Origin of the sequence: Tateyamaria sp. (assembly GCF_039940735.1) — a bacterium.
In the GTDB taxonomy this organism is placed as follows: Bacteria; Pseudomonadota; Alphaproteobacteria; order Rhodobacterales; family Rhodobacteraceae; genus Tateyamaria.
In genome coordinates this window covers 91,019-114,866 of record NZ_JBDVGB010000088.1, presented here as the reverse complement: position 1 = coordinate 114,866, position 23,848 = coordinate 91,019, and the positions used below count along the sequence as shown (strand labels likewise).

25 protein-coding genes, 1 tRNA gene, 1 pseudogene and 2 riboswitches are annotated in these 23,848 nt (G+C 56.2%); of the genes and pseudogenes, 13 read left to right on the top strand and 14 right to left on the bottom strand.

Annotation, left to right across the window (positions count from 1 at the left end; translation table 11 throughout):
• A pseudogene (locus tag ABJF76_RS18620) lies at positions 1–957 on the top strand (hypothetical protein); the annotation flags it as partial.
• A gap of 269 nt (positions 958–1,226) precedes the next feature.
• On the opposite strand, the gene ABJF76_RS18615 reads toward ABJF76_RS18620, so the two are convergent.
• Both ABJF76_RS18615 and ABJF76_RS18610 read right to left on the bottom strand, forming a co-directional pair.
• Positions 1,227–1,895: a hypothetical protein gene (locus ABJF76_RS18615; RefSeq protein ID WP_413819114.1), complete on the bottom strand. Its 669-nt coding sequence runs from the start codon at positions 1,893–1,895 to the stop codon at positions 1,227–1,229.
• A 625-nt stretch (positions 1,896–2,520) separates the two neighbouring features.
• Positions 2,521–2,596, bottom strand: a tRNA-Lys gene (locus ABJF76_RS18610).
• Positions 2,597–2,736: 140 nt separating this feature from the next.
• On the opposite strand from ABJF76_RS18610, the gene dapF reads away from it, so the two are divergent.
• The gene (gene dapF / locus ABJF76_RS18605) at positions 2,737–3,534 is read left to right on the top strand and encodes a diaminopimelate epimerase (protein ID WP_413819115.1); all 798 of its coding nucleotides are present in this window, start codon (positions 2,737–2,739) and stop codon (positions 3,532–3,534) included.
• Positions 3,531–4,778 (top strand): tRNA (N(6)-L-threonylcarbamoyladenosine(37)-C(2))-methylthiotransferase MtaB, encoded by a 1,248-nt coding sequence (gene mtaB / locus ABJF76_RS18600; protein ID WP_413819116.1) that lies wholly within the window; start codon positions 3,531–3,533, stop codon positions 4,776–4,778. Before dapF ends, mtaB begins: the two co-directional genes overlap by 4 nt.
• Here mtaB and ABJF76_RS18595 read toward each other — a convergent pair.
• The 6 genes from ABJF76_RS18595 to ABJF76_RS18570 all read right to left on the bottom strand — a co-directional run bounded on the left by ABJF76_RS18595 (position 4,775) and on the right by ABJF76_RS18570 (position 9,615).
• Positions 4,775–5,143, bottom strand: coding sequence for a DUF1304 domain-containing protein (locus tag ABJF76_RS18595; protein WP_413819117.1), 369 nt, complete (start codon positions 5,141–5,143; stop codon positions 4,775–4,777). The genes mtaB and ABJF76_RS18595 overlap by 4 nt on opposite strands.
• Positions 5,144–5,278: 135 nt before the next feature.
• On the bottom strand, positions 5,279–6,067 hold the full coding sequence (locus ABJF76_RS18590) for a cytochrome c1 (protein ID WP_413819118.1): 789 nt from the start codon (positions 6,065–6,067) through the stop codon (positions 5,279–5,281).
• A gap of 13 nt (positions 6,068–6,080) precedes the next feature.
• On the bottom strand, positions 6,081–7,424 hold the full coding sequence (locus tag ABJF76_RS18585; RefSeq protein WP_413819119.1) for a cytochrome b: 1,344 nt from the start codon (positions 7,422–7,424) through the stop codon (positions 6,081–6,083).
• 15 nt (positions 7,425–7,439) lie between these two features.
• Positions 7,440–8,003, bottom strand: coding sequence for a ubiquinol-cytochrome c reductase iron-sulfur subunit (gene petA / locus ABJF76_RS18580; protein ID WP_413819120.1), 564 nt, complete (start codon positions 8,001–8,003; stop codon positions 7,440–7,442).
• A gap of 336 nt (positions 8,004–8,339) precedes the next feature.
• Positions 8,340–8,948 carry a glutathione S-transferase gene (locus tag ABJF76_RS18575; RefSeq protein ID WP_413819121.1) on the bottom strand — a complete coding sequence of 203 codons (609 nt, stop codon included), beginning with the start codon at positions 8,946–8,948 and terminating at the stop codon, positions 8,340–8,342.
• Between the two features lie 40 nt (positions 8,949–8,988).
• Positions 8,989–9,615: an FMN-binding negative transcriptional regulator gene (locus tag ABJF76_RS18570; RefSeq protein WP_413819246.1), complete on the bottom strand. Its 627-nt coding sequence runs from the start codon at positions 9,613–9,615 to the stop codon at positions 8,989–8,991.
• A gap of 60 nt (positions 9,616–9,675) precedes the next feature.
• A riboswitch (FMN riboswitch) is annotated at positions 9,676–9,846 on the top strand.
• Positions 9,847–9,924: 78 nt separating this feature from the next.
• On the opposite strand from ABJF76_RS18570, the gene ABJF76_RS18565 reads away from it, so the two are divergent.
• Positions 9,925–10,365: a 6,7-dimethyl-8-ribityllumazine synthase gene (locus ABJF76_RS18565; protein ID WP_413819122.1), complete on the top strand. Its 441-nt coding sequence runs from the start codon at positions 9,925–9,927 to the stop codon at positions 10,363–10,365.
• Here the strand turns inward: ABJF76_RS18565 and ABJF76_RS18560 are convergent.
• From ABJF76_RS18560 to thiB, 3 genes are read right to left on the bottom strand one after another with little or no spacing between them, the layout of a single operon-like run.
• Positions 10,354–11,046, bottom strand: a complete 693-nt coding sequence (locus ABJF76_RS18560) for an ATP-binding cassette domain-containing protein (RefSeq protein ID WP_413819123.1) — start codon at positions 11,044–11,046, stop codon at positions 10,354–10,356. The two genes, ABJF76_RS18565 and ABJF76_RS18560, sit on opposite strands and share 12 nt — an antisense overlap.
• The gene (locus ABJF76_RS18555; RefSeq protein WP_413819124.1) at positions 11,033–12,580 is read right to left on the bottom strand and encodes a thiamine/thiamine pyrophosphate ABC transporter permease ThiP; all 1,548 of its coding nucleotides are present in this window, start codon (positions 12,578–12,580) and stop codon (positions 11,033–11,035) included. The genes ABJF76_RS18560 and ABJF76_RS18555 overlap by 14 nt, the downstream gene beginning before the upstream one ends.
• Positions 12,556–13,533, bottom strand: coding sequence for a thiamine ABC transporter substrate binding subunit (gene thiB, locus ABJF76_RS18550; protein ID WP_413819125.1), 978 nt, complete (start codon positions 13,531–13,533; stop codon positions 12,556–12,558). The genes ABJF76_RS18555 and thiB overlap by 25 nt, the downstream gene beginning before the upstream one ends.
• A gap of 39 nt (positions 13,534–13,572) precedes the next feature.
• Positions 13,573–13,673, bottom strand: a riboswitch (TPP riboswitch).
• Between the two features lie 94 nt (positions 13,674–13,767).
• On the opposite strand from thiB, the gene aroC reads away from it, so the two are divergent.
• Complete coding sequence (aroC, locus tag ABJF76_RS18545) at positions 13,768–14,868, top strand: chorismate synthase (RefSeq protein WP_413819126.1); 1,101 nt, start codon at positions 13,768–13,770, stop codon at positions 14,866–14,868.
• Here the strand turns inward: aroC and ABJF76_RS18540 are convergent.
• Positions 14,865–15,446 carry a TetR/AcrR family transcriptional regulator gene (locus ABJF76_RS18540; protein WP_413819127.1) on the bottom strand — a complete coding sequence of 194 codons (582 nt, stop codon included), beginning with the start codon at positions 15,444–15,446 and terminating at the stop codon, positions 14,865–14,867. The genes aroC and ABJF76_RS18540 overlap by 4 nt on opposite strands.
• A gap of 145 nt (positions 15,447–15,591) precedes the next feature.
• Between ABJF76_RS18540 and ABJF76_RS18535 the strand changes: the two genes are divergently transcribed.
• Positions 15,592–15,990, top strand: a complete 399-nt coding sequence (locus ABJF76_RS18535; protein WP_413819128.1) for a DM13 domain-containing protein — start codon at positions 15,592–15,594, stop codon at positions 15,988–15,990.
• 41 nt (positions 15,991–16,031) lie between these two features.
• Positions 16,032–16,973: a DMT family transporter gene (locus tag ABJF76_RS18530; RefSeq protein WP_413819129.1), complete on the top strand. Its 942-nt coding sequence runs from the start codon at positions 16,032–16,034 to the stop codon at positions 16,971–16,973.
• On the opposite strand, the gene ABJF76_RS18525 is transcribed toward ABJF76_RS18530, so the two are convergent.
• Positions 16,970–17,311: a nuclear transport factor 2 family protein gene (locus ABJF76_RS18525; RefSeq protein WP_413819130.1), complete on the bottom strand. Its 342-nt coding sequence runs from the start codon at positions 17,309–17,311 to the stop codon at positions 16,970–16,972. The two genes, ABJF76_RS18530 and ABJF76_RS18525, sit on opposite strands and share 4 nt — an antisense overlap.
• Before the next feature lie 5 nt (positions 17,312–17,316).
• Entirely contained in the window at positions 17,317–18,183 is an 867-nt protein-coding gene (locus ABJF76_RS18520; RefSeq protein WP_413819131.1) for a branched-chain amino acid aminotransferase, read from the bottom strand.
• 154 nt (positions 18,184–18,337) lie between these two features.
• Between ABJF76_RS18520 and ABJF76_RS18515 the strand changes: the two genes are divergently transcribed.
• The 6 genes from ABJF76_RS18515 to dxs all read left to right on the top strand — a co-directional run bounded on the left by ABJF76_RS18515 (position 18,338) and on the right by dxs (position 23,843).
• Entirely contained in the window at positions 18,338–18,850 is a 513-nt protein-coding gene (locus tag ABJF76_RS18515) for a MarR family winged helix-turn-helix transcriptional regulator (RefSeq protein ID WP_413819132.1), read from the top strand.
• Positions 18,847–19,548: a response regulator gene (locus tag ABJF76_RS18510; RefSeq protein WP_413819133.1), complete on the top strand. Its 702-nt coding sequence runs from the start codon at positions 18,847–18,849 to the stop codon at positions 19,546–19,548. Before ABJF76_RS18515 ends, ABJF76_RS18510 begins: the two co-directional genes overlap by 4 nt.
• Positions 19,549–19,853: 305 nt before the next feature.
• Positions 19,854–20,792 carry a histone deacetylase family protein gene (locus tag ABJF76_RS18505; RefSeq protein ID WP_413819134.1) on the top strand — a complete coding sequence of 313 codons (939 nt, stop codon included), beginning with the start codon at positions 19,854–19,856 and terminating at the stop codon, positions 20,790–20,792.
• Positions 20,789–21,031 (top strand): exodeoxyribonuclease VII small subunit, encoded by a 243-nt coding sequence (locus tag ABJF76_RS18500; protein ID WP_413819135.1) that lies wholly within the window; start codon positions 20,789–20,791, stop codon positions 21,029–21,031. Before ABJF76_RS18505 ends, ABJF76_RS18500 begins: the two co-directional genes overlap by 4 nt.
• Positions 21,032–21,038: 7 nt before the next feature.
• A complete protein-coding gene (locus ABJF76_RS18495) occupies positions 21,039–21,905 on the top strand; it encodes a polyprenyl synthetase family protein (protein WP_413819136.1) in 867 nt (288 codons plus the stop codon).
• A gap of 9 nt (positions 21,906–21,914) precedes the next feature.
• Positions 21,915–23,843, top strand: coding sequence for a 1-deoxy-D-xylulose-5-phosphate synthase (gene dxs, locus ABJF76_RS18490; protein ID WP_413819137.1), 1,929 nt, complete (start codon positions 21,915–21,917; stop codon positions 23,841–23,843).
• Positions 23,844–23,848: the final 5 nt, after the last annotated feature.

The window sequence follows — 23,848 nt, the reverse complement described above, 5'->3', positions numbered from 1 at the left end:
GATCTGGTAGGCCAAGATCGCGGCACATTGGTTATTGGTGGGCAACGACGCGTCAGCGATCGTTTTGACATCTTTGCAGAAAACCAGTTTGACGCCTTTGGTCGCCACCGATCTTTAACCAGCGTCTACGGAGTGCAATACCGCGCAACAGAGCAGCTGACCTTTAGCGGTGGATTCGAATTCGGGCGCGTGAATGATGCTGGAAACGACTTTGACCGCGACGCACTTTCCTTTGGTGTGCGATATTCGGACGGAGATCGGCTGACCGCTGCCGCGAAGATTGAATACCGCCTTGACGAAGGCGAGATCGCAGGCATCGACCGCGATCAGCGCTCGATCTTTCTGACAGGTGATGCGCGCTACAAGATTGATGAAAGCCAGCGATTGTTGTTCAGCGCTGAATATGCCGACACTGACACTGACAACAGTTCCATCCTAAGCGGCACCTATGCGGATGTGACGTTTGGTTATGCCTATCGACCGATCAACAACGACAAGCTGAACCTGTTGTTTAGCTACCGTTATTTGTACGATTTGATCGGGCAAGAACTGGACGGCACCGACGCACGCGGCGCGCTACAACGTAGCCATGTTGTGTCTATCGATGGGATCTATGATCTGAACAAAAACTGGACGCTAGGTGGCAAGCTGGGTGGTCGGTTCTCGGACACGGCAGTAGATGCGAATTCATCGTTCGAGGGCAACGACGCATGGCTGGCAGTCGTTAATGCGCGCTATCACTTGACCCATAAATGGGACATTTTGATGGAGGCGCGGCACTTGCAAGCCAATCAAGCGGATTTTTCGGAAACAGGATTTCTGGCCGCAGGGTATCGCCACGTGGGCAATAATCTGAAGATCGGTGTGGGCTATAACTTTGGTCAGTTCAGTGATGATTTGACGGATATCACGCTTGATGATCAGGGGCCGTTTATCAACCTTATCGCCAAGTTCTGATGGCCCTGCGAGCAGCTCCAAGGGTTCGTCTGGATTAGGTTGATCAGCGTCGTCGAGGGTGGCAACGGATCGCGCATAAATGGGAATTTTTGCGCGTCTGCGTTACGCTTGGCGAGAACGGTCAATCAATCCGACATCCCGCAGCACGACCTACCAACACTGCTGCGGCAAGGCGGTATCAAACTGATGCTCCTCAAATCTCGATAAGTACTATTTGTTGGGATTGTCTCAGCGTCGTTTTCACCTTGGTCGAAGGAAACCAAAGCGGGCTATTGAAAAATCCGTGCCATTTCACGTTCATAGACTGCGCGACTGATCGTAGCGCGATTGCCAGCAAAGTTGTGATACGCAGACTTCCCGTCGCGTTTTGGCAGTCCCGCCCAGATCAATGCGAGGTTGTCCATAAATTGCGCGCGGCTGAGTTTGCCAGCGGCAAAGCGGTTGATGCCCGCATCAATCAATAGCAGATCGGCCAATCGATCCTGTACCTGCGGCGAAAAGATAGTGTCACCGGAATAACCGGCCCGCCGCGTCAAGCTACGTAAAGTCGACGGAATGAATTGATAGCGCCCGATCGCGTGAGGTTGCCCCGGTGTGGCACGTGTCCAGCGGTCAATTTCGCCCAACGTCATCTGGGTCGGGCGTTTTGGCGTCTTGGTGCGCGCGCTGACATGTACGGCGTTATAGTGTTTGGGTCCCGCTTCGGCCAAGGCGATGAGCGACTTAAGCTGCGCCACCGAAGATGTGTCGCGGGGAATTTTCCATTCCTCCGTCTGAACGGGTGCGCGGGATGGCAGTGCCCGTTCGCTTGGATCGAACTCTAACCAGTTCTCTACGCCAAAGGATTTCCAGCGCGCCCGATCCATAAGGTCCTCAAAGGCGTTGGCCTGACTACCCAACGCAAAATAGAACAGAACGCAGGATATCCAAGACTTCATCATCAGAGCTTTGCAACTATCTTAAGGAACCTGCCCCAATGGTTGCGCGATTGATCGATCAAATCAAAGGGGAATGTTGTGGAATTGGAACCTGTGGGATCGTTCCACCTTGGTTGTACATCACACAAAATAGGGGCGTTTATTCGATTTTGTACCCGCATAGGGCTTTGTAATGCATACTAATTTACAAAGTGTCCCGATTTTTCAATCATTGCGAGGGGGAAGTGGTCTTAGGAAACGGAGTAGTCAGCGAGGATGTATCACAATTAAGTTTGCACGTGAAATTGACAAGCCAACAGGCCAGTCTAAAGCAGGGCGGCAAAAGACTGTCATACCAAGACTGAGAAGCTGGTGCTCGAGATTGAATTTTGTCGAAGGGCTCAAAAAGTGGGCTAAGCAAAGAACGCCCAATGGGCATCATCCGAGCCTGTGACGCACTGACGAAGAGTCGGTTGCCCTTCCGACTGAGCTCTCCTGCAAAATAGGAAGGACTGGTTTGGAGCCAACCGATAACGTCCCGATCAAAAGTCAGACGATCTGGAATTGGCAGCCGTCAACTTTCAAGCAAAAGCGACGAACCCTTGTCAAAAGAGACAAACTACGTGTCATCTTACAAAAGAAAAAATGGTGAGCCGTGCAGGGTTCGAACCTGCGACCCGCTGATTAAAAGTCAGCTGCTCTACCAACTGAGCTAACGGCCCCACTAAGTGGCGTACTTAGAAAGGGTGGGCGGGCGGGTCAAGCCGATTCTGCGTTGTTTTTTTTCGACATACTGGATTCCCCATGAACCGGGCGTTATACGCGGCCAATGCAAGACTCAGCTTTCCCTAATTGGCCCTTCATGAAGATGCACGGACTCGGCAACGATTTCGTTGTAGTAGATGCGCGCAAACGCCATGTTTTGTTGACTGAAACACTTGTGCGCGCTCTTGCCGACCGTCATCGCGGCGTCGGTTTTGACCAGCTTGCGGTGATCAAAGAAGGGACAGACCTTGAGATCACCTTTTATAATGCTGACGGTTCGCAATCTGCCGCCTGCGGCAATGCAACGCGCTGCATCGCGGCGCGCGAGATGGAGATGAGAGGCGTGGATGCCTTAACTCTCGATATTACGGGGCGAGGTGCCTTGCGGGCCGTGCGCGGAGACGATGGTGTGACCTCCGTGAACATGGGTCAGCCACTGCTGGATTGGCAAGATGTCCCGCTGGCGGCGGCGGTCGACACGTTGTCTCTTCCGATTGATGGCGCACCGGTTGCCACAGGCATGGGCAATCCGCACTGCAGTTTTTTCGTGGAAGACGTTGCTGTCATCGACCTTGCCGCGCGTGGGGCATCGATCGAACATCATTCGCTGTTCCCTGAACGGACAAATGTGCAATTTGCGCAAATCATCGGGCCAGATCACATCCGCATGCGCGTATGGGAACGTGGCACTGGTATCACGCTGGCCTCTGGGTCGTCGTCTTGCGCTGTGGCCGTCGCAGCCGCGCGCAGAGGGCTTACAGGGCGGTCTGTGCGCATGGACCTAGACGGAGGCACGCTGCACATCGACTGGCGCGATGATGGCGTCTGGATGTCGGGCCCGACGGCGCATGTGTTTGACGGCTTTCTGACCCAATCCATTTTGGACGGGCTATGAGCGCGCCCATCTTTTCCAATCACGGCTGTCGCCTCAACGCATACGAGACCAAAGCGATGGAAGAATTGGCCGAGGGTGCCGGCTTGCAAGACGCGGTGATTATCAACACCTGCGCTGTGACGGCCGAAGCAGTGCGCAAAGCCCGCCAAGACATCCGTAAACTGCGCCGCACCCATCCGGACGCCAAACTGATCGTGACGGGTTGTGCTGCGCAAACCGAACCTGACACCTTTGCGCAGATGGAAGAGGTCGATGTGGTCATCGGCAACACCGAAAAGATGCAATCCAACATCTGGGCCGACCTTGCAGGTAACTTTGGCACGGAGCCGGTACAGGTCGACGACATCATGTCGGTCACCGAAACGGCGGGCCATTTGATCGACGGCTTTGGCACGCGCAGCCGGGCCTATGTGCAAGTGCAAAACGGCTGCGATCATCGCTGCACTTTTTGCATCATCCCCTTTGGTCGCGGCAATTCCCGCTCAGTTCCGGCTGGCGTCGTGGTGGATCAAATCAAGCGGCTGGTTGATCGCGGTTTTAACGAAGTGGTACTGACGGGCGTTGACTTAACGTCATGGGGTGCTGATTTGCCCTCGGCCCCGCGCCTTGGTGATTTGGTGATGCGCATTCTGAAGCTGGTGCCAGATTTGCTGCGCCTGCGTATCAGCTCGATCGATTCTATCGAAGTTGACGATGCACTTTTGCAAGCCATCGCCACCGAACCGCGGTTGATGCCGCACTTACACCTGTCGCTGCAGCATGGCGACAACCTGATTTTGAAACGTATGAAACGCCGCCATAACCGCGACGACGCCATAGAGTTCGCACAAGAAGCACGTCGTTTGCGGCCAGATATGACCTTTGGCGCGGACATCATCGCGGGCTTCCCGACGGAAACCCAAGAACATTTTCAAAACTCACTTGCGCTGGTCAAAGAATGCGACCTGACATGGCTGCACATTTTCCCCTATTCCCCGCGCCCCGGCACACCGGCCGCGCGTATGCCACAAGTCAACGGCAAAGAAATCAAAGACCGCGCTGCCAAACTGCGCGCAGCGGGGGACGCGCAGGTGATCAATCACCACGCCGCGCAGGTGGGCAGGACACACAACATCCTTATGGAAAACCCGCATATGGGGCGTACCGAACAGTTTGCCGAAGTGCACTTTGACACGGAACAACCCGAAGGTCAGATCGTAACCACGCGAATTGCAGGCATAAAAGACGGCCAGTTGATCGCCTAAGCTTTGCGGAACGCGAACAGGCTGACAATAGCGAGCGTTGCGGGAATGGCTTGAACCGCAAGTGTTGTTGGCAAGATCAACGCGCCATACAGCCCAGCCGCCAACACGCAAATCAGAAAAAACAGTGCGATCTTGCGTTGCCAAACAGTGTCCGCAATGAGCAAAGACCAGATCAAGCCGCCTGCAAGGAACAGGTTGTAAAGCCCTTGGTTGGCGGCAAGCCCTTTGGTGGGTTCAAAAAATTCAGGGGCCAAAAATGTAAAGACCTCTGGCCCGCGACTTTCCCAGGCGAACATCTCTAGATAGCAGAAATAGACGTGGGTCAGCGCGACCAGGCCGATCAGAACTTTTGAAACTACAGTCATGGCTTTCCCTTTTAAATGCCTGCACCACTGTGACGTGTTTGGCTCCCGACACGCAAGCTTTGCCGTGAACGCGCATCTTAACACAAAAAAAGCCCCGCCAAAGGGCAGGGCTTTCATCGTCACCAAATGGTTTGTTTAGTGTTCTTTGCGGCCTTTTACAGGCGCCCAGATGCGTTTGTTGGTCAGGTACAGCAGGACTGACAAAATACCCAAGAATAACACACCGGCAAACCCGGCTTGTTTACGTGCAACCAGCTTGGGCTCTGCTGTCCACATCAGGAAAGCAGCCACATCTTCTGCAAGGTGGTGCAAGTCTGTTGCATGACCGTCGGCAAATTCCACGTCATCCCCATAAAGTGGGGGCGACATCGCAATCCAACCGCCGGGGAAGATGGTGTTTTCGTATAGAACCGAACCCGCCTCTTCCTTTTCTTCGCCTGTGTAGCCGTTCAGCAAAGCTGTGATGTACTCAGGCCCACCGATACCGTTCATCAACTGGTTGATGCCCAAACCATATGGTCCGTGGAAACCGGCGCGGGCTTTGGCCATCAGGCTGAGGTCCGGCGCGTTTTCAAGGTTGGATTTGGGGAAGTGGTCCGCAGGCGTCGCTGGGCGGAAATCGTCCAATTCGGCGTCAAACACCTCGTAGAATTCGGCGTAGGCGCGCACTTGGTCTTCGGGCAAGTGTGGACCGCCTTCATCACCAAGCGTACGCAATGGCACGAATTTCAAACCGTGGCAGGCGGAACAGATTTCAGTATAAATCTGAAGGCCGCGTTGCAATTGGTTCTGATCAAAAGATCCGAACGGACCGTCAAAGGAAAAATCAACGTTTTCCACGTGACCTGTCGCTTCGCCAGCGGCGAAAGCTCCGGTGGCCAGCATCACTGCTGTCACCGCACTTGCTGCAAGTTTCTTGAACATCTGCAGTCTCTCCTTATTCCGCGGGGTGCGACGATGGGGCGGCACCCGCATCATCACCACCATAATGTGCGGCAAAGTCTTCTTCGATCGTCTCAGGTTGTGAGTCCGGTTTCTCGATCACACCCAAAAGCGGGAGAATCACAAGGAAGTACGCAAACCAGTAAGTCGAGGCGATAAGCGAAATGGAGCTGAACGGCTCTTCGGCTGGCATAGCGCCCACCCACATGAGGACAAAGAAATCCACGACGAGCAGGGCAAACCACCATTTGAACATTGGACGATAGCGGCCCGAACGTACGCGGGATGTATCCAGCCAAGGGGCCAGTGCCATTGCAACAATCGCACCGAACATCGCGACAACACCGAAGAACTTGGCGTCAACAATGCCGCCCGTCACAAAGGATGCGATCTGCACAACCCAAACTTCGGAATCGAAGGCCCGTAGGATGGCGTAGAACGGCAAGAAGTACCATTCAGGCACGATGTGCGCAGGCGTCGCCAAAGCATTGGCTTCGATATAGTTGTCTGGGTGGCCAAGGAAGTTGGGCATAAAGCCGACAACTGCAAAGAAAACCACCAAAATGACTGCCAGCGCAAACAAGTCCTTGATCACAAAGTAGGGCCAGAAAGGAAGCGTATCTTTCTGTGCTTCCTCTTTCGAATTGCGGCGTACCTCAACCCCAGTCGGGTTGTTGTTGCCCGTGGTGTGGAAGGCCCAGATGTGAACAATCACAAGACCCGCAATCACAAACGGCAACAAGTAGTGCAAGCTGAAGAAACGGTTCAGCGTGGCATTGTCCACGGCAGGCCCGCCCAGCAGCCATGTTTGCAGTGCTTCACCGATAAACGGGATCGCGCCAAACAGGCCAGTGATCACGGTCGCACCCCAAAAGGACATCTGCCCCCATGGCAATACGTAACCCATAAACGCTGTACCCATCATCAACAGGTAAATCAGCATGCCAATGACCCACGTGATTTCACGCGGTGCCTTGTAGGATCCGTAATACAGACCGCGGAAAATGTGTGCGTAGACAGCCACAAAGAACAACGAAGCGCCGTTCATGTGAATATACCGCAACATCGCGCCACCGTTCACGTTGCGCATAATGTGTTCAACCGACGAGAACGCCAAATCGACATGCGGTGTATAGTGCATGACCAGCACAATGCCGGTGATGATTTGCAGCGCCAGACAGAACGTCAGAACGATGCCCCAGATCCACATCCAGTTTAGGTTCTTTGGCGTCGGGATCATCAGTGTGTCGTAAAGCAAACCAATGATAGGCAGGCGCTTGGCCAGACCTTTTTCCCAATCAGCCTTGGGTTCGTAATGGTCGTGAGGAATTCCACCCATGGTATAATCTCTCCCTTAACCGAGTTGGATCGTGGTTTCGTCCACGAATTCAGCGACAGGCACCGGCAAGTTGCGCGGCGCGGGGCCCTTACGGATGCGGCCAGCCGTGTCATAGTGTGACCCGTGGCATGGGCAGAACCATCCGCCAAAGTCGCCCGCATCGCCCAAAGGCACACAGCCAAGGTGCGTACAAACGCCGATCATCACCAGCCATTCGCCAGCTTCGTCCATGGCGCGGTTCTCATCCGATGCATCGGACCCGTCCGGCAGGTTGGCGTTTTCGGAATTCTGATCCGGCAAGTCTGCAATATCTGTATCGCGTGCTGCGGTGATCTCTTCTTCGGTGCGACGGCGCACAAAGACGGGCTTGCCCAGCCATTTCACAGTCAACTGTGTGCCGGGCTCAACCGTGCTGACATCGACGCGAATCGAGGACAGTGCCAAAACGTCGGCCGAGGGGTTCATCTGATTGACCAAAGGCCAAACTGCGGCACCTGCCGCAACTGCACCAGCGCCACCTGTGGCGTAGAACAGAAAGTCGCGGCGATCGCCGTCGTGGTCTTCATCTGCATGGGACACGGGGGGCTTCTCCAGTTTCCAGCGACCCCTAAGGGCCAAATAACATAACAGACCGCGCAAAGACGCGGCCCACTTCACCCGGCTATCTATCGCCGTCGCTCGTCTACGTCCAGCACGCAATCTGACACACGTGGTCGCAGGGGGCTTGATTTAGGCTTTGGTGGGTCTCAAGTGCATTCGCTTTGTTAACCATGCTTATAAGCAATCCGCGATACACGGGTTACGCACAATTTGTTTAACACCGCCGCATCATGTGTTGCGCTTGTTTCTTTCGCGCCAACGCGTTGGTCTTCGCCCAGCCATCGTCGCTGAGTCGCGCACCTTATGCCGTTTCGTTCAGGCGTCGGGTTTTGTCGCCATCATCGATGGGCGTTCTGCAAAGCTGTCATACCACGTCGCCAAAGCCACGCGACTGTGACGCCAGTTCCGTGCGTCGTGGCGGAAATCAATGTACCCGAGCACACAGGCCACTGCGATATGCCCCATGCCCAAAGGGCCGGACAGATGGCTCATCCAACGCGCATTCAACGCATCAAGGCCGCGCTCAACCTTGGCCCATTGTGCTTCGACCCAAGGTTCTGACACCAGTGCAGCATCGCGCAAACGCACCTCGTAAACCATCGCAACAGCGCTATCCATGATGCCGTCTGCTGTTGCCTCTAGGGTCATTGTTTCCCAGCGGTTGCTGCCGGTGGGGTACAAGCCGCCGTTGAACAGGTCGTCCAGATAGGCGGTGATCACGCGGCTATCATGCAACGTCACCCCATCGGGGCGTTCCAAAGCAGGGATTCGCGCAAGGGGATTCGCGGCCATCAAACTGGCATCTGATGCCAAAGCCGTCGTGCTGATTGTCGCGTATTCGACGGCATCGGCCTTTCCCAATTCGTGCAGTAAAACAACGACTTTGCGCACAAAGGGCGAGGCGGGCGAATGATAAAGCTTCATGGGCGTTCCTTTGGATTTAAGGACAGCCTAGGTGCAGGCGTTAATCCTGTCCACCAGCGCCGCGCATCATTGCAGCAAGCAGACGGGTCTCCATTCCCATACCATAGGCATCCATATGGTCGGCGGCGCGCAAACGCACGGCATCAGGTTTGTTTTGGTTCAGCTTCCACGTGCCATCGATGCTTTCGATCTTCATGCGACAGGGCACAATCTGACGCATCATCTTTTCCAACACCTCAGGCGTCATTTTGTTGGTTGTCCAAGGCGGTTTTGGATCCAACTGATCCTCGAAATGTTTGGACTGTCGATCCAAAAGGTCGCGGATTTCGTCCTGAGGACGCAATTCCAATGTCCCGGTCAAATGCACGGCGACATAGTTCCACGTTGGTACTTGATCGGGAACCTCGTACCAGTCGGGCGAAACGTAACCATCTGCTCCGCTCACGGCGATGCGGGCTTGCAACGGGTTTTTCAAAGCACGCGCAATCGGATTCGAGCGGACCAGATGCAGATGCAACCACTCAGCGTTTTCATCGATTAGAAACGGCACATGCGCCATCACTGGTCCCGCTTCACCATTCACTGCCAGAACGCCAAAGGCACGGGCGCGGGCAAAGTCGATATTCGCCTGTGCCGTTTCAGTATGAAAAATTGGGTTGGGGTGCATGTCGTGTTCCAATCTGTCTGACATTCCTCTTGCCTATGTGCGCACATCTTGGCAACCTTGCCGTGTTCTCAGGGCGGGGCGAAATTCCCCACCGGCGGTATGCAGGCCCATGTTAAATGGTGATCTGTGAGCCCGCGAGCGCAAGCGCCCCTTTCGCAAGGGGCGGTTGGTCAAGCAGATCAGGTGAGAAACCTGAGCCGACGGTCATAGTCCGGATGAAAGAGAACGTGCAGGGCTGCGCCAGCGATGGCGTTTAGTGCTGTGCGCAATCGCCTTGGGTGTGACCGGCCAACCTAAAGGAGATATGCCATGACACACACCCGTTTCGCCTTCGTCAAAGCCCGTTGGCACGCCGACATTGTCGACCGCGCTTATGACGGCTTTACCGAATTGATTTTACCATCCCAAGTTGACACCTATGACGTGCCCGGCGCGTTCGAGATGCCGTTGATGGCGCAAACCCTTGCTGAGACCGGGCGTTACAGCGCCATTGTCTGTGCTGCTTTGGTGGTGGACGGTGGCATCTACCGCCACGACTTTGTCGCCTCGGCTGTGGTGGATGGGCTGATGCAAGCAGGGCTTAAGACTGGAGTTCCTGTCTTGTCTGTGTCCCTGACGCCGCATCATTTCCAGGAAACCGCGCATCACAAGGCGATCTATGCCGACCACTTTGTGACCAAAGGACGCGAGGCCGCTCAGGCCGCGCTGGGCATCCTTGATGTGCACAAAAGTCTGCGTTCAGCGGCCTAAATACGCGCGCAAAGCCTCGGGCGGATTGGTCATGATATCGGCCACCGGCCGGGGCGCATCGGCGCGCCCTGCGTCGATAAAAATCACCTGATCAGCCGCGCGCTCGGCGTCTTCGGGCGCGTGGGTGATCATCAACACAGTCGCACCCGTGTCGCGGGCTACATCGCTGGTCAGGTCTAACATTTCGCCGCGCATCGCAGGCCCGAGTGCCGCAAAGGGTTCGTCCAACAGCAGCAGTGGCTTGCCCTGCACTAACACCCGTGCCAATGCCGCGCGGCTTTGCTGCCCGCCAGAGATATCGCCGGGTTTGCGGGTTGTGAAATCGCCCAAGCCAACACGGTGCAAGGCGTTGGCCACAGTCTTTTGTTCCGTCTCATTTAGACGCAAAGATGGCCGCAGCCCTAACCCTACATTCTGCGCCAGTGTCAGGTGTGGAAACAGGTTTCCGTCCTGAAACAGCATTGCCATGCCGCGCTGATCTGGAGCCATGGCACTGACATCTCGCCCATTTACCGTGATCGCGCCAGTGCTTTCGATGTACCCGCCCAAGGCGTTCACCAAAGTGGATTTGCCAGCACCCGAAGGCCCAATGACCGCGACGCGCTGCCCTTGGGCGACGTCAAATGATGCACTTAGCGTAAAGTCACCTTGGGTGACGTGTAGCCCCTCAACTTTCAGCATGTCGTCGCCCCCACGAATCGCAAACCCAAAACATCGCCAGCGCCAAGGCCAGCAAAACCAGCGCAGCCCCAGCTGCAGCATCGGTGCGATAACTGCCCATAAGGCGGTACATCTGCAAGGGCAGCGTGACGCGGTCGGGATCATCAAACAAAGTGACTACGCCTAAATCCCCGACAGACAAAGCCGCCGCAAGGCCCGCCGCAAAGCCCAGTGGCCCGCGCACGCGTGGCAGCACGACAATACGCCACAACGCAAATCCGGACAGGCCAAGGCCGGTGCTTAACTTTCCATAATCTGTCATTACCTGCCGCATTGCAGGCATCAAGAAACGCACGGCAAAGGGCAGCGCCATCATCGCATTGACCAGTGCCGTGACCATCAGCGCAAAATCTACAGGTGCGGCAAACGGAAAGATCAGAATAAACCACCCTGTTCCGATCATAAGCGGTGAAGCGGCCAGACCAATCAGTGTCAATGCTTCGGCCCCGCCCCAACGCGTTTGTGCCAGCCAAATCGAAATCGGCAGCGCCAGCGCCACCAGCAACCCAGTGCTAAGGGTTGCGACCCAAAACGATGTCCATGCCGCGTGCCAAACCTGCGCAGGCATGTCCCCAAGGCCCATCAGGCCAGACGTGGCAATTGCCCCCAATGGCAACAGCAAAAATCCAGCCGCGAGTGTAATCCAAAACGTATCTAACACGCGTTGGCCGCGCCCGCGTGCATCCCAGCGCTGCAAAGGGCGGTCGCGCCCCATCTGTATGACAATCGGCGGCAAGACCCACAGTGCGATTACTGCTGCTGATCCAGCCACAATCAGTTGCAGCAGGCTTAGCACCGCCGCCCGCCCCAGATCGAAATCTAAGCGAAACGCCTGATAAATCGCCAGTTCAATCGTCGTTGCCCGTGGTCCATCCCCCAAGGTCAACGCCACGGCGAAACTGGTCAGGCACAACACAAAGATCAGCGCGAAGGCGCCCGGTGCGACTTGGCGCAAAACGGGCCATTCCAGCGTGCGAAATACGGTCCATGGCGGAAGGCCCAACTGTCCCGTCAAACGAAACTGTTCTGACGGGATTGCCTGCCACCCTTGCAGGATCAGACGCGTGGCCAGTGGCATATTGAAAAACACGTGGGCCAGCACGACCCCTTCCAGCCCGTAAATCGACAGCGGCGGCAGGCCAAGCAGGCCAAGCCCCTGACTGATCCAACCAGAGCGGCCAAAGACGACCAAAAGACCCAACACAGCCACGATTACAGGTAAAATAAATGGTGCACCCAGCAGGGTCACCAACAGCGCGCGGCCTTTGAATTGCCGTCGTGCCAAGCCCCGCGCAACTGGAATGGCAAAGGTCACGCTAAGCAGTGCAGACAGTAGCGCCTGCCAGACAGTAAAGCGTAACACTGCCCAGTCCGCAGCCCCAAAGACCACAGGCCAGTCGGCGCGCGACGCCACTGCGCCCAATGCGGCGAGGATCAGTGCAAAGACCGCCCCCGCCGCAACAGGCCCGCTTATTGCGCCAGTGCGTCGCGCCATTCGGCCAATGCCTCATCCCGCGCAGCTGCCGCGTCCTCTGGGGACATCAGCAATGCCTTTTCTGGCGTGATCAACGTGTCAAACCCATCGGGCAGACCTGCTGCCGGGGTTACGGCGGGATACATCCAGTTTGTCGTCGGAATAACCGACTGGAAGCCTTCGCCAACCATGAACGCCAAAAATGCATCGGCGAGTTCGGGTTGGTCGGAGCTCGCCAATTTACCAGCAACTTCGACTTGCATGTAATGCCCTTCGTCAAATGCAGCGGCGGCTTTGGTTGCGTCTTCTTCGGCGATTAGGTGATAGGCGGGTGAGGTGGTGTAAGACAGCACCATGTCGGCTTCGCCCTCAAGGAACAGGCCATAGCTTTCTGACCAGCCTTTGGTGACTGTCAGCACGTTGTCCGACAGGTCGGCCCAAATGGCAGGAGCTTCGTCGCCGTAAGCTTCTTTGACCCACATCAACAAGCCCAGACCGGGGGTCGAAGACCGCGGATCTTGGATCGCGATTTTCAGATCACTGTCGGCCAATTCGCGAAAGTTCGCAGGCGGGGTCACGTCGGCGTTGTGGACAAACGCGAAATAGCCAAAGTCGAACGGCACAAAGGTATCGTCGGCCCACGCGATAGGCAGGGCATAATCGGCAGAGGCGCTGTGAGGCGCGAACAACCCAGTTTCTTTGGCAGCCGCCACAAGGTTGGTGTCCATGCCAAGCACGATGTCCGCGTCCGAACGCACCCCTTCTAGTTTGATGCGCGCCAAAAGTGCTGCGCCATCGCCAGCGGCCACAAATTGCAGATCGCAAGCACAGGTTTCTTCAAACGCGGCCTCGACCACCGGGCCAGGGCCCCAATCAGCCACAAAGCTGTCGTAGGCATAAACTTGCAAAACAGGCGTTTCGGCCCAAGCCGCATTGGCACAAAGTGCTGCGGCCGTTGTCATCAGATACTTCATCGCATCCTCCAATAAAGAAAGACGGCGGGAAATAGGTGTTGGGGATATCCAAACCTTCCCTCCGCCGGTGTTAACCGGTTCAGGTTCAACGGGTTCGCATCATTGCATCTCAGCTGTTGCCAGCACCCCGAGGTAGGGCAAGGGATAAGATGGGTGCGCGCGGCTCGCAAGCACAAATCGCCTTGAGCCAACCATGCAGCACCGCTAGACCACTCTCCAAGCAAGGAGCATCCCATGTCGATCAACAGCTTTGGCCATCTTTTCCGCGTCACCACATGGGGCGAAAGCCACGGGCCTGCCTTGGGCGCGACCGTTGACGGGTGCCCCCCGGGCGTCGAGATTGACGAGGCATTCATCCAGCAGTGGATGGACAAGCGCAAACCGGGGCAGAACAAATACACCACGCAGCGCCGCGAGGCGGACGAGGTGCGTATCCTGTCCGGCGTGTTTGAAGGTGTGACAACGGGCACGCCGATCCAGCTTATGATTGAGAACACCGACCAGCGATCCAAAGACTACGGTGACATCGCCGAAAAATTTCGCCCCGGTCATGCGGACATCACCTATTGGCAGAAATACGGCATCCGCGATTATCGCGGCGGTGGGCGGTCTTCGGCGCGCGAAACCGCGTCGCGGGTCGCGGCTGGCGGGTTGGCGCGCGCTGCGTTGAACAAGCTTGCGCCCGGGATCGAGATTAAGGGTTACATGACCCGCATGGGCGCACACGAAATGGACCGCAGCAATTTTGATTGGGACCAGATCGACCAAAACCCGTTCTGGGTGCCTGATGCGACAGCCGCGCAAACTTGGGCGGACTACCTTGATGGCTTGCGTAAGTCCGGCAGCAGTGTCGGCGCGGTGATTGAAGTGGTGGCGCGGGGTGTGCCTGCAGGCCTTGGTGCGCCAGTGTACGGTAAGTTGGATACAGACCTAGCGGCGGGTATGATGTCCATCAATGCCGTCAAAGGTGTTGAGATTGGCGAAGGCATGTCGGCAGCAATGCTAACGGGTGAATTGAACGCAGATGAGATCACGATGGGGCCAAACGGGCCGGAATATTCGTCAAATCATGCAGGCGGTATTTTGGGCGGCATTTCGACGGGGCAGGATGTTGTGGTGCGTTTCGCGGTGAAACCTACGTCTTCGATTCTGCAAACCCGCAAGACGATCACCAAGTCGGGTGAAGCTGCCGAAATCATCACCAAAGGGCGTCATGACCCTTGCGTCGGCATCCGCGCTGTCCCGGTCGGAGAGGCGATGATGGCCTGTGTGATCCTTGATCACCTGTTGCTGGATCGTGGTCAAACGGGCGGCGTGCGCGGTCCGATAGGTTAAGCCAACATCACCCCGACGGAACGCACCGCGTTGCGCAACGTTTCAATATCGATCCGCGCCCGCGCCATGGTGCGCAGGCCGATATATTGTGCCGTTAACATATCGGCCAAAGCGTGACGTTCTGCTTTGGACATGTCGGCGTGCCTTGGCGAGGCTTCTAGGGCGACCTCAATTCCATCACGCATGGTATTCAACCCACGAGACACGACGGCCGTAATTTCATCGTCATACATGCTGGGCCCTGCCGCCGCGGTACACAGCAAGCACCCCCGCCGATCACCGTCTGTGACAGCGAGATAAGAGCTGGTGAACAATTCCATGATGCGTTCAGTGCCATCTGGAATCGACGTATCAGTGAGTAAGCTGACAGCTGCTTTAACCGCCGCGTCCTCGTAATGATCAAGGACTTTTAGGAAAAGTGTCTTTTTGTCAGTAAAGGCTTTGTAGAGGCTGCCGCGTGTCAAACCCATGCCATCTAAAAGATCAGGCAGTGACGCGCCTTCGTAACCATGGGTCCAAAAAACCTGCATCGCGTTGCTGATGGCTTTGTCTGTATCAAAAGAACGGGGGCGGGCCATGATGACGTCTCCGGAGTGGTTACGCTTTCGACATAGCAGTTTGGGACCACATAGTCCATAATTCACGAAAACGTGTATTGTACCATTTGGTTCCGAATTGTAGCCACTCGATATCGGAACCAATCAGTCCACAAAGGATTCTCACATGTTTAACTCCCTGAAAACACTCTTCGTTGCGGCCTTGGCTACAGTTGCCAGCATTGCAGCCGTGCCTGCGATGGCGGCGGACACTGTTGCCTCTGGCTCTTTCACGGGCGCGTCTGATCACATCACCACAGGTGGCGTCGAAGTCATCAAGAACGCCGACGGCAGCCACACCATCGTCCTTGCTGACGACTTCAGCCTTGATGGCGCACCTGATCCACGCGTGGGTCTGGGTAAAGACGGTCATTACAACGGCAACACCGATTCTGGTTTGCTTGGCGCACTTACGGGCGGTCAATCATTCGTCGTTCCAGCAGGCATTGACGTGTCCGACTTCAACGAAGTCTACATCTGGTGCGAAAAATTCAGCGTGCCACTTGGCGTCGCCAAACTTAACTGACGCCTTGCCAAGACTGGCATAACATTCCATGGGTCGAGGGTATGCAAACGCCTTCGACCCAAAACAAACCCGGCACCGCCATCGCTTTAAAGCTGATGGCGGTTTTTCTGTTTATGGTCATGGCGGCAATGATCAAGGAGGCGACGCAATCTGTCCCGGCGGGGCAGGCCGTTTTCTTTCGTTCGTTGTTTGCGATGCCGATTATTCTGGCGTGGATCTGGCAAAAGGGCGACCTGCGCGAAGCCCTGATCCCGGTCAATCTTATGGGCCATATCTGGCGCGGTCTGTTTGGCACTTCAGCTATGGCGCTAACCTTTGGCGGCTTGTCGCTTTTGCCGTTGCCAGAGGTGACGGCCATTGGGTATGCCACACCTATGTTCACAGTGATCTTTGCGGCTGTGATGCTGGGCGAAACTGTGCGCCTGTTCCGTTTGAGTGCGGTCGCGCTGGGCCTGGTCGGGGTTCTGATTGTGATCTGGCCGCGCCTTAGCGTGGATGCAGATACATTGGGCACCGTTGGCACGATCGGCGCTTTGATGGTGCTGGGGGCCTCGATCTTACGCGCATTGGTGCAAATTCACATCCGCACTTTGGTCAAAATAGAACACACCGCCGCAATCGTTTTTTACTTTTCGCTGACGGCCACGGTTCTTAGCCTTTTAAGCCTGCCATTTGGCTGGATCGTGCCCAGTACCAAGGATATGATGTTGCTGATCAGTGCAGGACTGGTGGGCGGGGTCGCGCAGATCCTTGTCACATCCAGCTACCGGTTTGGCGGGGCGTCGATGCTGGCGCCGTTCGATTATGCGGCGCTGATCTTTGCCGCGATCATCGGGTATTTTATCTTTGCCGAGGTGCCGACGCTGAACATGATTGCCGGGGCTGTGCTAGTGGTTTTGGGTGGCGTGCTGATCATTTGGCGCGAAAGGCAATTGGGCATGGATCGGCGCAAAGCGCGTCAGGTGACAGACCCAAAAGGTTAAGGGCGATGGCAGGCCGACGCCTCGACTATCAATCCATCCGTGCCAAACCGCAGGGTCTCTGCCGCCAAGACATCACGGTGATTGCGGTATGTGATGACCAGCATGCCATGCCCGTGCAGAACATCGATCACAACGAAAGATAAATGCGGCTGCGCCGTCAGCGCCCGGCCCCAATAGTCACGCAAAGCTGCTTTGCCGCGCAATTCGCCGTTGCCGACAAACTGAACGGCTTTGTGCGAGCGAAAAATAACATCGTCAGAATAGTGCGCCAAAATGCGTTCAAGGTCGTGGGAATTCCAAGCGGCTTCCCACGCCTTTGCAAACGCGCCAAAGTCCACGACGCTTACGCGCGCACAAGCTTTTCGTAGCTTTCGGAAATTTCACGTGTGATCGACCCGACTTCAAAGTTGAAGTCTGCGATCTGACCAACAGGCGTTACTTCGGCAGCCGTTCCGGTCAGCCAGCACTGTTCAAAGCTTTCCAGTTCATCGGGCATGATAATACGTTCGTGCACTTTGATCTGGCGATCTTCCAGCATGCCGATGACCGTTTGGCGCGTGAGGCCATTCAGAAAAACATCAGCCTTGGGTGTGTGCACCTCGCCATCCTTGACGAAAAAGATGTTTGCGCCCGTGCACTCGGCCACATAACCGCGGTAATCCATGAACAACGCGTCCGAACAGCCCTTGGCCTCGGCCGCATGTTTGGAGGTGGTGCAGATCATATACAGACCCGCTGCCTTGGCGTGGACAGGAATGGTTTCAGGGCTGGGACGTTTCCATTTGGCGATGTCGATCTTGGCGCCTTTCATCTTGGCGTCGCCGTAATAGCTGCCCCATTCCCACGCTGCGATGGCCAAGTGGACAGGGTTGCGCGCCGAAGAAACGCCCATGTCTTCGCCTGCACCTCGCCACGCCACTGCGCGCACATAGGCATCTGTCAGGCCTTGAGCAGTCAAAACTTGTTGTTTGGCCGCTTCGATTTCATCGACAGTATAGGGGATTTGGAAATCCAGCTGCCCAGCCGAAAAATGCAGGCGCTCTGAGTGTTTGCGGCTTAGGAAAATTTTGCCGTTGTAGGCGCGTTCGCCTTCAAAGACAGAACTGGCATAGTGCATGGCATGGGACAGGACATGGATATTGGCGCTACGCCAATCGACCAATTGGCCGTCCATCCAGATTTTTCCGTCACGATCATCATATGCTGCCATGTCAGCCTCCCGTTTGCAAAAATTGCGTATCTAGGTCCGAAGTGGATATAAAATTGCGCAAAACCTGCGATTCGATATCGCTTCACTCTTGGAATGTCAACAAGGCTGACTTAAAGTGCTCGTGAATTAATCAACGGTGAAGGCGGGAACAGCAATGTCGGATGGACGCTCAAGCGCAGCAAGTAGCGGGGAAAGCCTGTTGTTTCTGACGGACGAGCAATTGCGCCAAGGTATCGAGGCGATGTTCTTTGCGTACCGTGGGTTTACGGCCGATCCGGATCGCATTTTGTCGGACATGGCCTATGGGCGGGCGCACCACCGCGCGGTACATTTTATCAACCGCGCGCCGGGGACGACGGTGAATAACCTGCTCAATATTCTTGGGGTGACAAAGCAGTCGCTTAACCGCGTTCTGCGCACATTGATTGCAGATGGGTTGGTCGAAAGCCGGGTGGGCCGACTGGATAAGCGCGAACGCCACCTTCATTTGACCGAAGACGGCCGTGTCTTGGAAGGGCGGTTGTCAGATGCACAACGCGCCCGTATGCGTGCAGCGTTTCGCGATGCCGGCCCTGAGGCTGTGTCTGGTTTTCGAACTGTACTAGAGGCGATGATGGACAGCGAAATGCGACGTGCCTATACAAAGCTCAAGGAGAACGGCGTATGACAAATTTCGATGTCCATCTGTTGATCGTGGACGACGATGAACGCATCCGTTCGCTTTTGCAGAAATTTTTGATGCGCAATGGGTTTCTTGTGACGTCAGCGCGCAACGCGGAACATGCGCGACGCATTCTGGCGGGTTTGGATTTCGATCTGATCGTGCTGGACGTGATGATGCCTGGCGAAGATGGGCTAAGTCTGTGTCGGTCTTTGCGCGAAACCCATGCCACCCCAATCTTGTTGCTTACGGCCAAGGGTGAAACGGACAACCGTATCGAAGGTCTTGAGGCCGGTGCGGACGACTATCTGCCCAAACCGTTTGAGCCGAAAGAACTGCTGCTGCGCATCAATGCTATTTTGCGCCGCGTGCCTGAGGTTGGCGAAGACGAAGGCACGCCCAAGATATTGTCCCTTGGTCCGATCCGCTATGACATGGAACGGGGCGAACTTTGGCAGGGGGCGGACTTGGTCCGCCTTACGGGCACCGAGACACAGTTGATGAAAATATTCTCGGCTCAGTTGGGTGAGCCTATCACTCGCGCCAAGCTGGTCGAAGATTTGGGTCGTGACCGTGGCCAAGCGCAAGAACGCGCGGTGGATGTGCAGATCACCCGGTTGCGTCGCAAGATCGAAACCGATCCGAAACAGCCGCGTTATCTGCAAACAGTGCGCGGTGCGGGGTATATGCTGGCGGCTGATTGACGGGTTGGATCAAACGTTCTTCATAAACCTGCGTGTGTTGCGGCGTTTAAGCAAGCACATGCAACGGCATCACTCCAAAGAATATGCGATGATGCAGCAAATGGCTCCTCCGGACCTACATTTAGGAGGATCATGGGAGCGTGAGCCGCAAATCTTACAATCGGCTTGTGTCATCCAAAGAAATTCCCGGTTCACGTACTGGCCGATGATAAAGTGGTGCGCTTGATCAAAAGGGCGCAGCGCGGCACTGTCGGCTCTCTTTGGATCACGGCGGCGCGATTCGTCCTTCAAATGGTGAAATCCCAATGAAAACAGCACTCCTTACCCATGCAGATGGTCTTTTGCACGTCACGCCCAATGGCATGCCCGAACAGGTGAAAAGATTGGCCTATATCCAACGCGCGCTTGCGGATTTGGATGTAGTGCGGGTTGATCCGCCTTTGGCGCAAGATGCGCATATCGCCTACTGCCATCCCCAGTCTTACATAGATTACGTGCGCGAAAGCATCCCAACCGACGGCTTTGCAGGCCTTGACCGCGAAACGGATGCCGAGACGTTTTTGTCCCCCACGTCATACAACGCAATTTGGCGCGCGGTTGGTGGTGCGATCAAGGCGGTAGACATGGTGTTGGATGAAGAGGTGCAAAATGCCTTTGTTGCCATGCGTCCACCTGGCCACCACGCGGAACAATCCTTGCCCATGGGGTTTTGCGTCTTTGGCAACATTGCAATCGCGGCCAAACATGCGCTGGATCATCATGGGTTGGACCGCGTTGCGATCATCGACTTTGACGTCCACCATGGCAATGGCACGCAAGCCCTTTTGCAAGACGATCCGCGTGTCCTTGTGATCACCAGCCAGCAGATGCCGCTGTGGCCCGGCACAGGCAAAGCAAGCGATCGCGGCCCGCATCAAACCATTCTAAACATCCCGTTTGCCCCGGGCACGGATGGCCAACACGCAGTTGAAACTTACCGCACCCAAGTCATCCCGGCGTTGATACAGCATCAACCTGAATTGATCCTGATTTCTGCCGGGTTTGATGCCCATCAGGACGATCCCCTGGCGCAACTGAATTGGAGCGTGGACACCTATACCCAGCTTACCGACCTTATCACACAATCTGCACAAACCCTGTGCAAAGGCCGGGTGGTGTCGGTGCTGGAAGGGGGCTATGATCTGGACGCGTTGGCCGCTTGTGCCCGCGCTCATGTTCAATCGCTGATAAAGGCTGCCCCATGACAGATCGCCCCGTAGACGAAATGAGCTTCGAAGAAGCGATGGCTGAATTGGAACAAGTGTTGGGCCAGTTGGAACGCGGTGATGTGGCGCTTGATGCGTCGATCAGTTTGTACGAGCGCGGCAACACGTTGAAAAAGCGCTGCGAGACAAAGCTGAAAGAAGCCGAAGAAAAGGTGGCGGCCATCACATTGGATGGCGACGGCACCCCGACCGGATTGAAACCTGTCAACGATCTGTAACTGGCCCGTGTTTCAGCAACGCTTAACCGAAGCGGCCGATGCCATTCAGGGGCAGTTTGATGCTGTGCTTGCGGGTTTCGACGATCTTAACGTGGTGCAGGCCATGTCGCACGCGACGCAGGGCGGCAAACGCCTGCGCGGATTTATGGTGCTGGAAAGCGCGCGACTGCATGGCATCGACCCGGCCGCCGCGCTTTTTCCGGCCACAGGGATCGAGGCGCTGCATGCCTATTCATTGGTCCACGATGATCTGCCCTGCATGGATGACGATGACCTGCGCCGTGGCGTACCCACCGTCCATGTGAAGTGGGACGAGGCGACGGCTGTCTTGGCGGGTGATGCGTTGCAGACGCTGGCCTTTGAATTGGTGAGCGACCGGAATGTCGGTAACGGCGATGTGCGCGCTGATCTGGCATTGTCACTTGCCCGTGCGGCTGGTGCGCGCGGCATGGTTCTGGGGCAAGCGCTGGATATGGCCGCAGAAACGGCGATAGAGCCGTTGACCTTGGATGCCATCACGACGCTGCAACAGGGCAAAACAGGCGCGCTGATCGAATGGTCTGCCACTGCTGGCGCGCGTATGGCGCAGGCCGACCTTGGGCCGTTGCAGACTTATGCCGGCGCGCTGGGTCTTGCGTTTCAGATTGCCGATGACGTGCTGGATGTGACCAGTGATGCTGACACCATGGGCAAGGCAACAGGCAAAGACGCGGATGCGGGGAAGGCGACGTTTGTGTCGGTGCTTGGGTTAGACGAGGCGAAACGCCGCGCAGATGCGTTGGTGACTGAAGCATGTGATGCGTTACAAGTGTACAAAGCCGAAGGCGACACGTTGCGCGATGCCGCGCGTTTTGTCGTCGCTCGCAAGACGTGAAAGAGTGTTATGACTGACGCCCCCAAAACCCCTCTTTTGGACACAGTGCAGCGGCCCGCTGACTTAAAGCAATTTTCCGATGCGCAACTGCGCCAGATTGCTGATGAAGTGCGTGCCGAAACGGTTTCGGCCGTTTCTGTCACCGGGGGGCATTTGGGCGCAGGCCTTGGGGTTGTTGAGTTGACTGTCGCGCTGCATGCCGTGTTTGACACGCCGCGTGACAAGTTGATTTGGGATGTGGGCCATCAGTGCTATCCACACAAAATTCTGACAGAACGCCGCGACCGCATCCGCACGTTGCGCATGAAGGATGGCTTAAGCGGATTCACCAAACGATCGGAATCGGCATACGATCCTTTTGGCGCAGCGCATTCTTCGACCTCGATCAGTGCGGCCCTTGGTTTTGCCGTGGCGCGCGATCTTGGGGGGACACCGCCCGAGGGGGCAGGCGATGCGATTGCCGTGATCGGAGACGGATCACTGAGCGCGGGCATGGCCTATGAGGCGCTGAACAACGCAGGCCACTTGGGCAAACGTTTGATCGTGATCCTGAATGACAACGAGATGTCGATTGCCCCGCCCGTGGGCGCAATGTCGTCGTACCTGTCGCGCCTCTATGCGCAAAACCCATTTCAGGACCTCAAGGCCGCTGCCAAAGGGGCTGTCAGCCTGTTGCCTGAACCCTTCCGCGAAGGGGCCAAGCGCGCCAAAGAGATGCTGAAAGGCATGGCTGTTGGCGGTACTTTGTTCGAGGAACTAGGGTTTAGCTATCTTGGCCCCATCGATGGCCATGACATGGACCAATTGCTGCCTGTCTTGCGCACCGTCAAAGATCGCGCGCGCGGTCCGATCCTGATCCATGTGCTGACCAAAAAGGGCAAAGGTTACGCCCCGGCAGAAACAGCCCGCGACAAGGGGCACGCAACTGCCAAGTTCGACGTACTGACGGGGGCGCAGAAAAAGTCACCCAGCAATGCGCCAAGCTATACCAAAGTCTTTGCCGAGCATTTGTTGAAGTTGGCCAAGGACGACGACAAGATTTGCGCCGTGACAGCGGCAATGCCCGACGGCACTGGTCTGAATCTGTTTGCTGAACGCTACCCCAGTCGTTGCTTTGACGTGGGGATCGCCGAACAACATGGCGTGACGTTCTCAGCAGCGCTTGCAGCGGGCGGGATGAAACCGTTTTGCGCGATGTATTCGACCTTTCTGCAACGTGGATATGATCAGGTTGTGCATGACGTGGCGATCCAACGCCTGCCTGTGCGCTTTGCCATTGACCGCGCCGGGTTGGTTGGCGCCGATGGGGCGACACACGCCGGGGCCTTTGACGTGGCCTACCTTGCGAACTTGCCGGGATTTGTGGTGATGGCCGCAGCGGATGAAGCTGAACTGGCCCATATGGTCGCGACAGCTGCCGCTCATGACGATGGCCCGATTGCGTTCCGTTTCCCGCGCGGCGAAGGCACTGGGGTCGAGATGCCAGAGCGCGGCACACCGCTTGAGATTGGTAAGGGACGCATGATTACCAAGGGCAAAGGCGTCGCGATCTTGTCCTTTGGGACACGCTTGTCAGAAGTCGAAAAGGCCGCCGAAAACCTAAGCGCCAAAGGCATCACACCGACCATCGCGGATGCGCGCTTTGCCAAGCCGCTGGACCGTGACCTGATCTTGGCACTTGCGCGCGACCACGATGCCCTGATCACAATCGAAGAAGGCGCAGTGGGCGGTTTCGGCAGTCACGTGGCGCAGCTTTTGGCCGACGAAGGCGTGTTTGATACAGGCCTTAAGTATCGATCAATGGTGCTGCCTGACACGTTCATCGACCAATCCAGCCCGGCGGATATGTACGCCGTGGCTGGCATGAACGCCGAACAGATCGAGGCCAAGGTGTTGGATGTTTTGGGCATCGCGTCGCTGGGCGAAGCGCGGGCGTAATACGC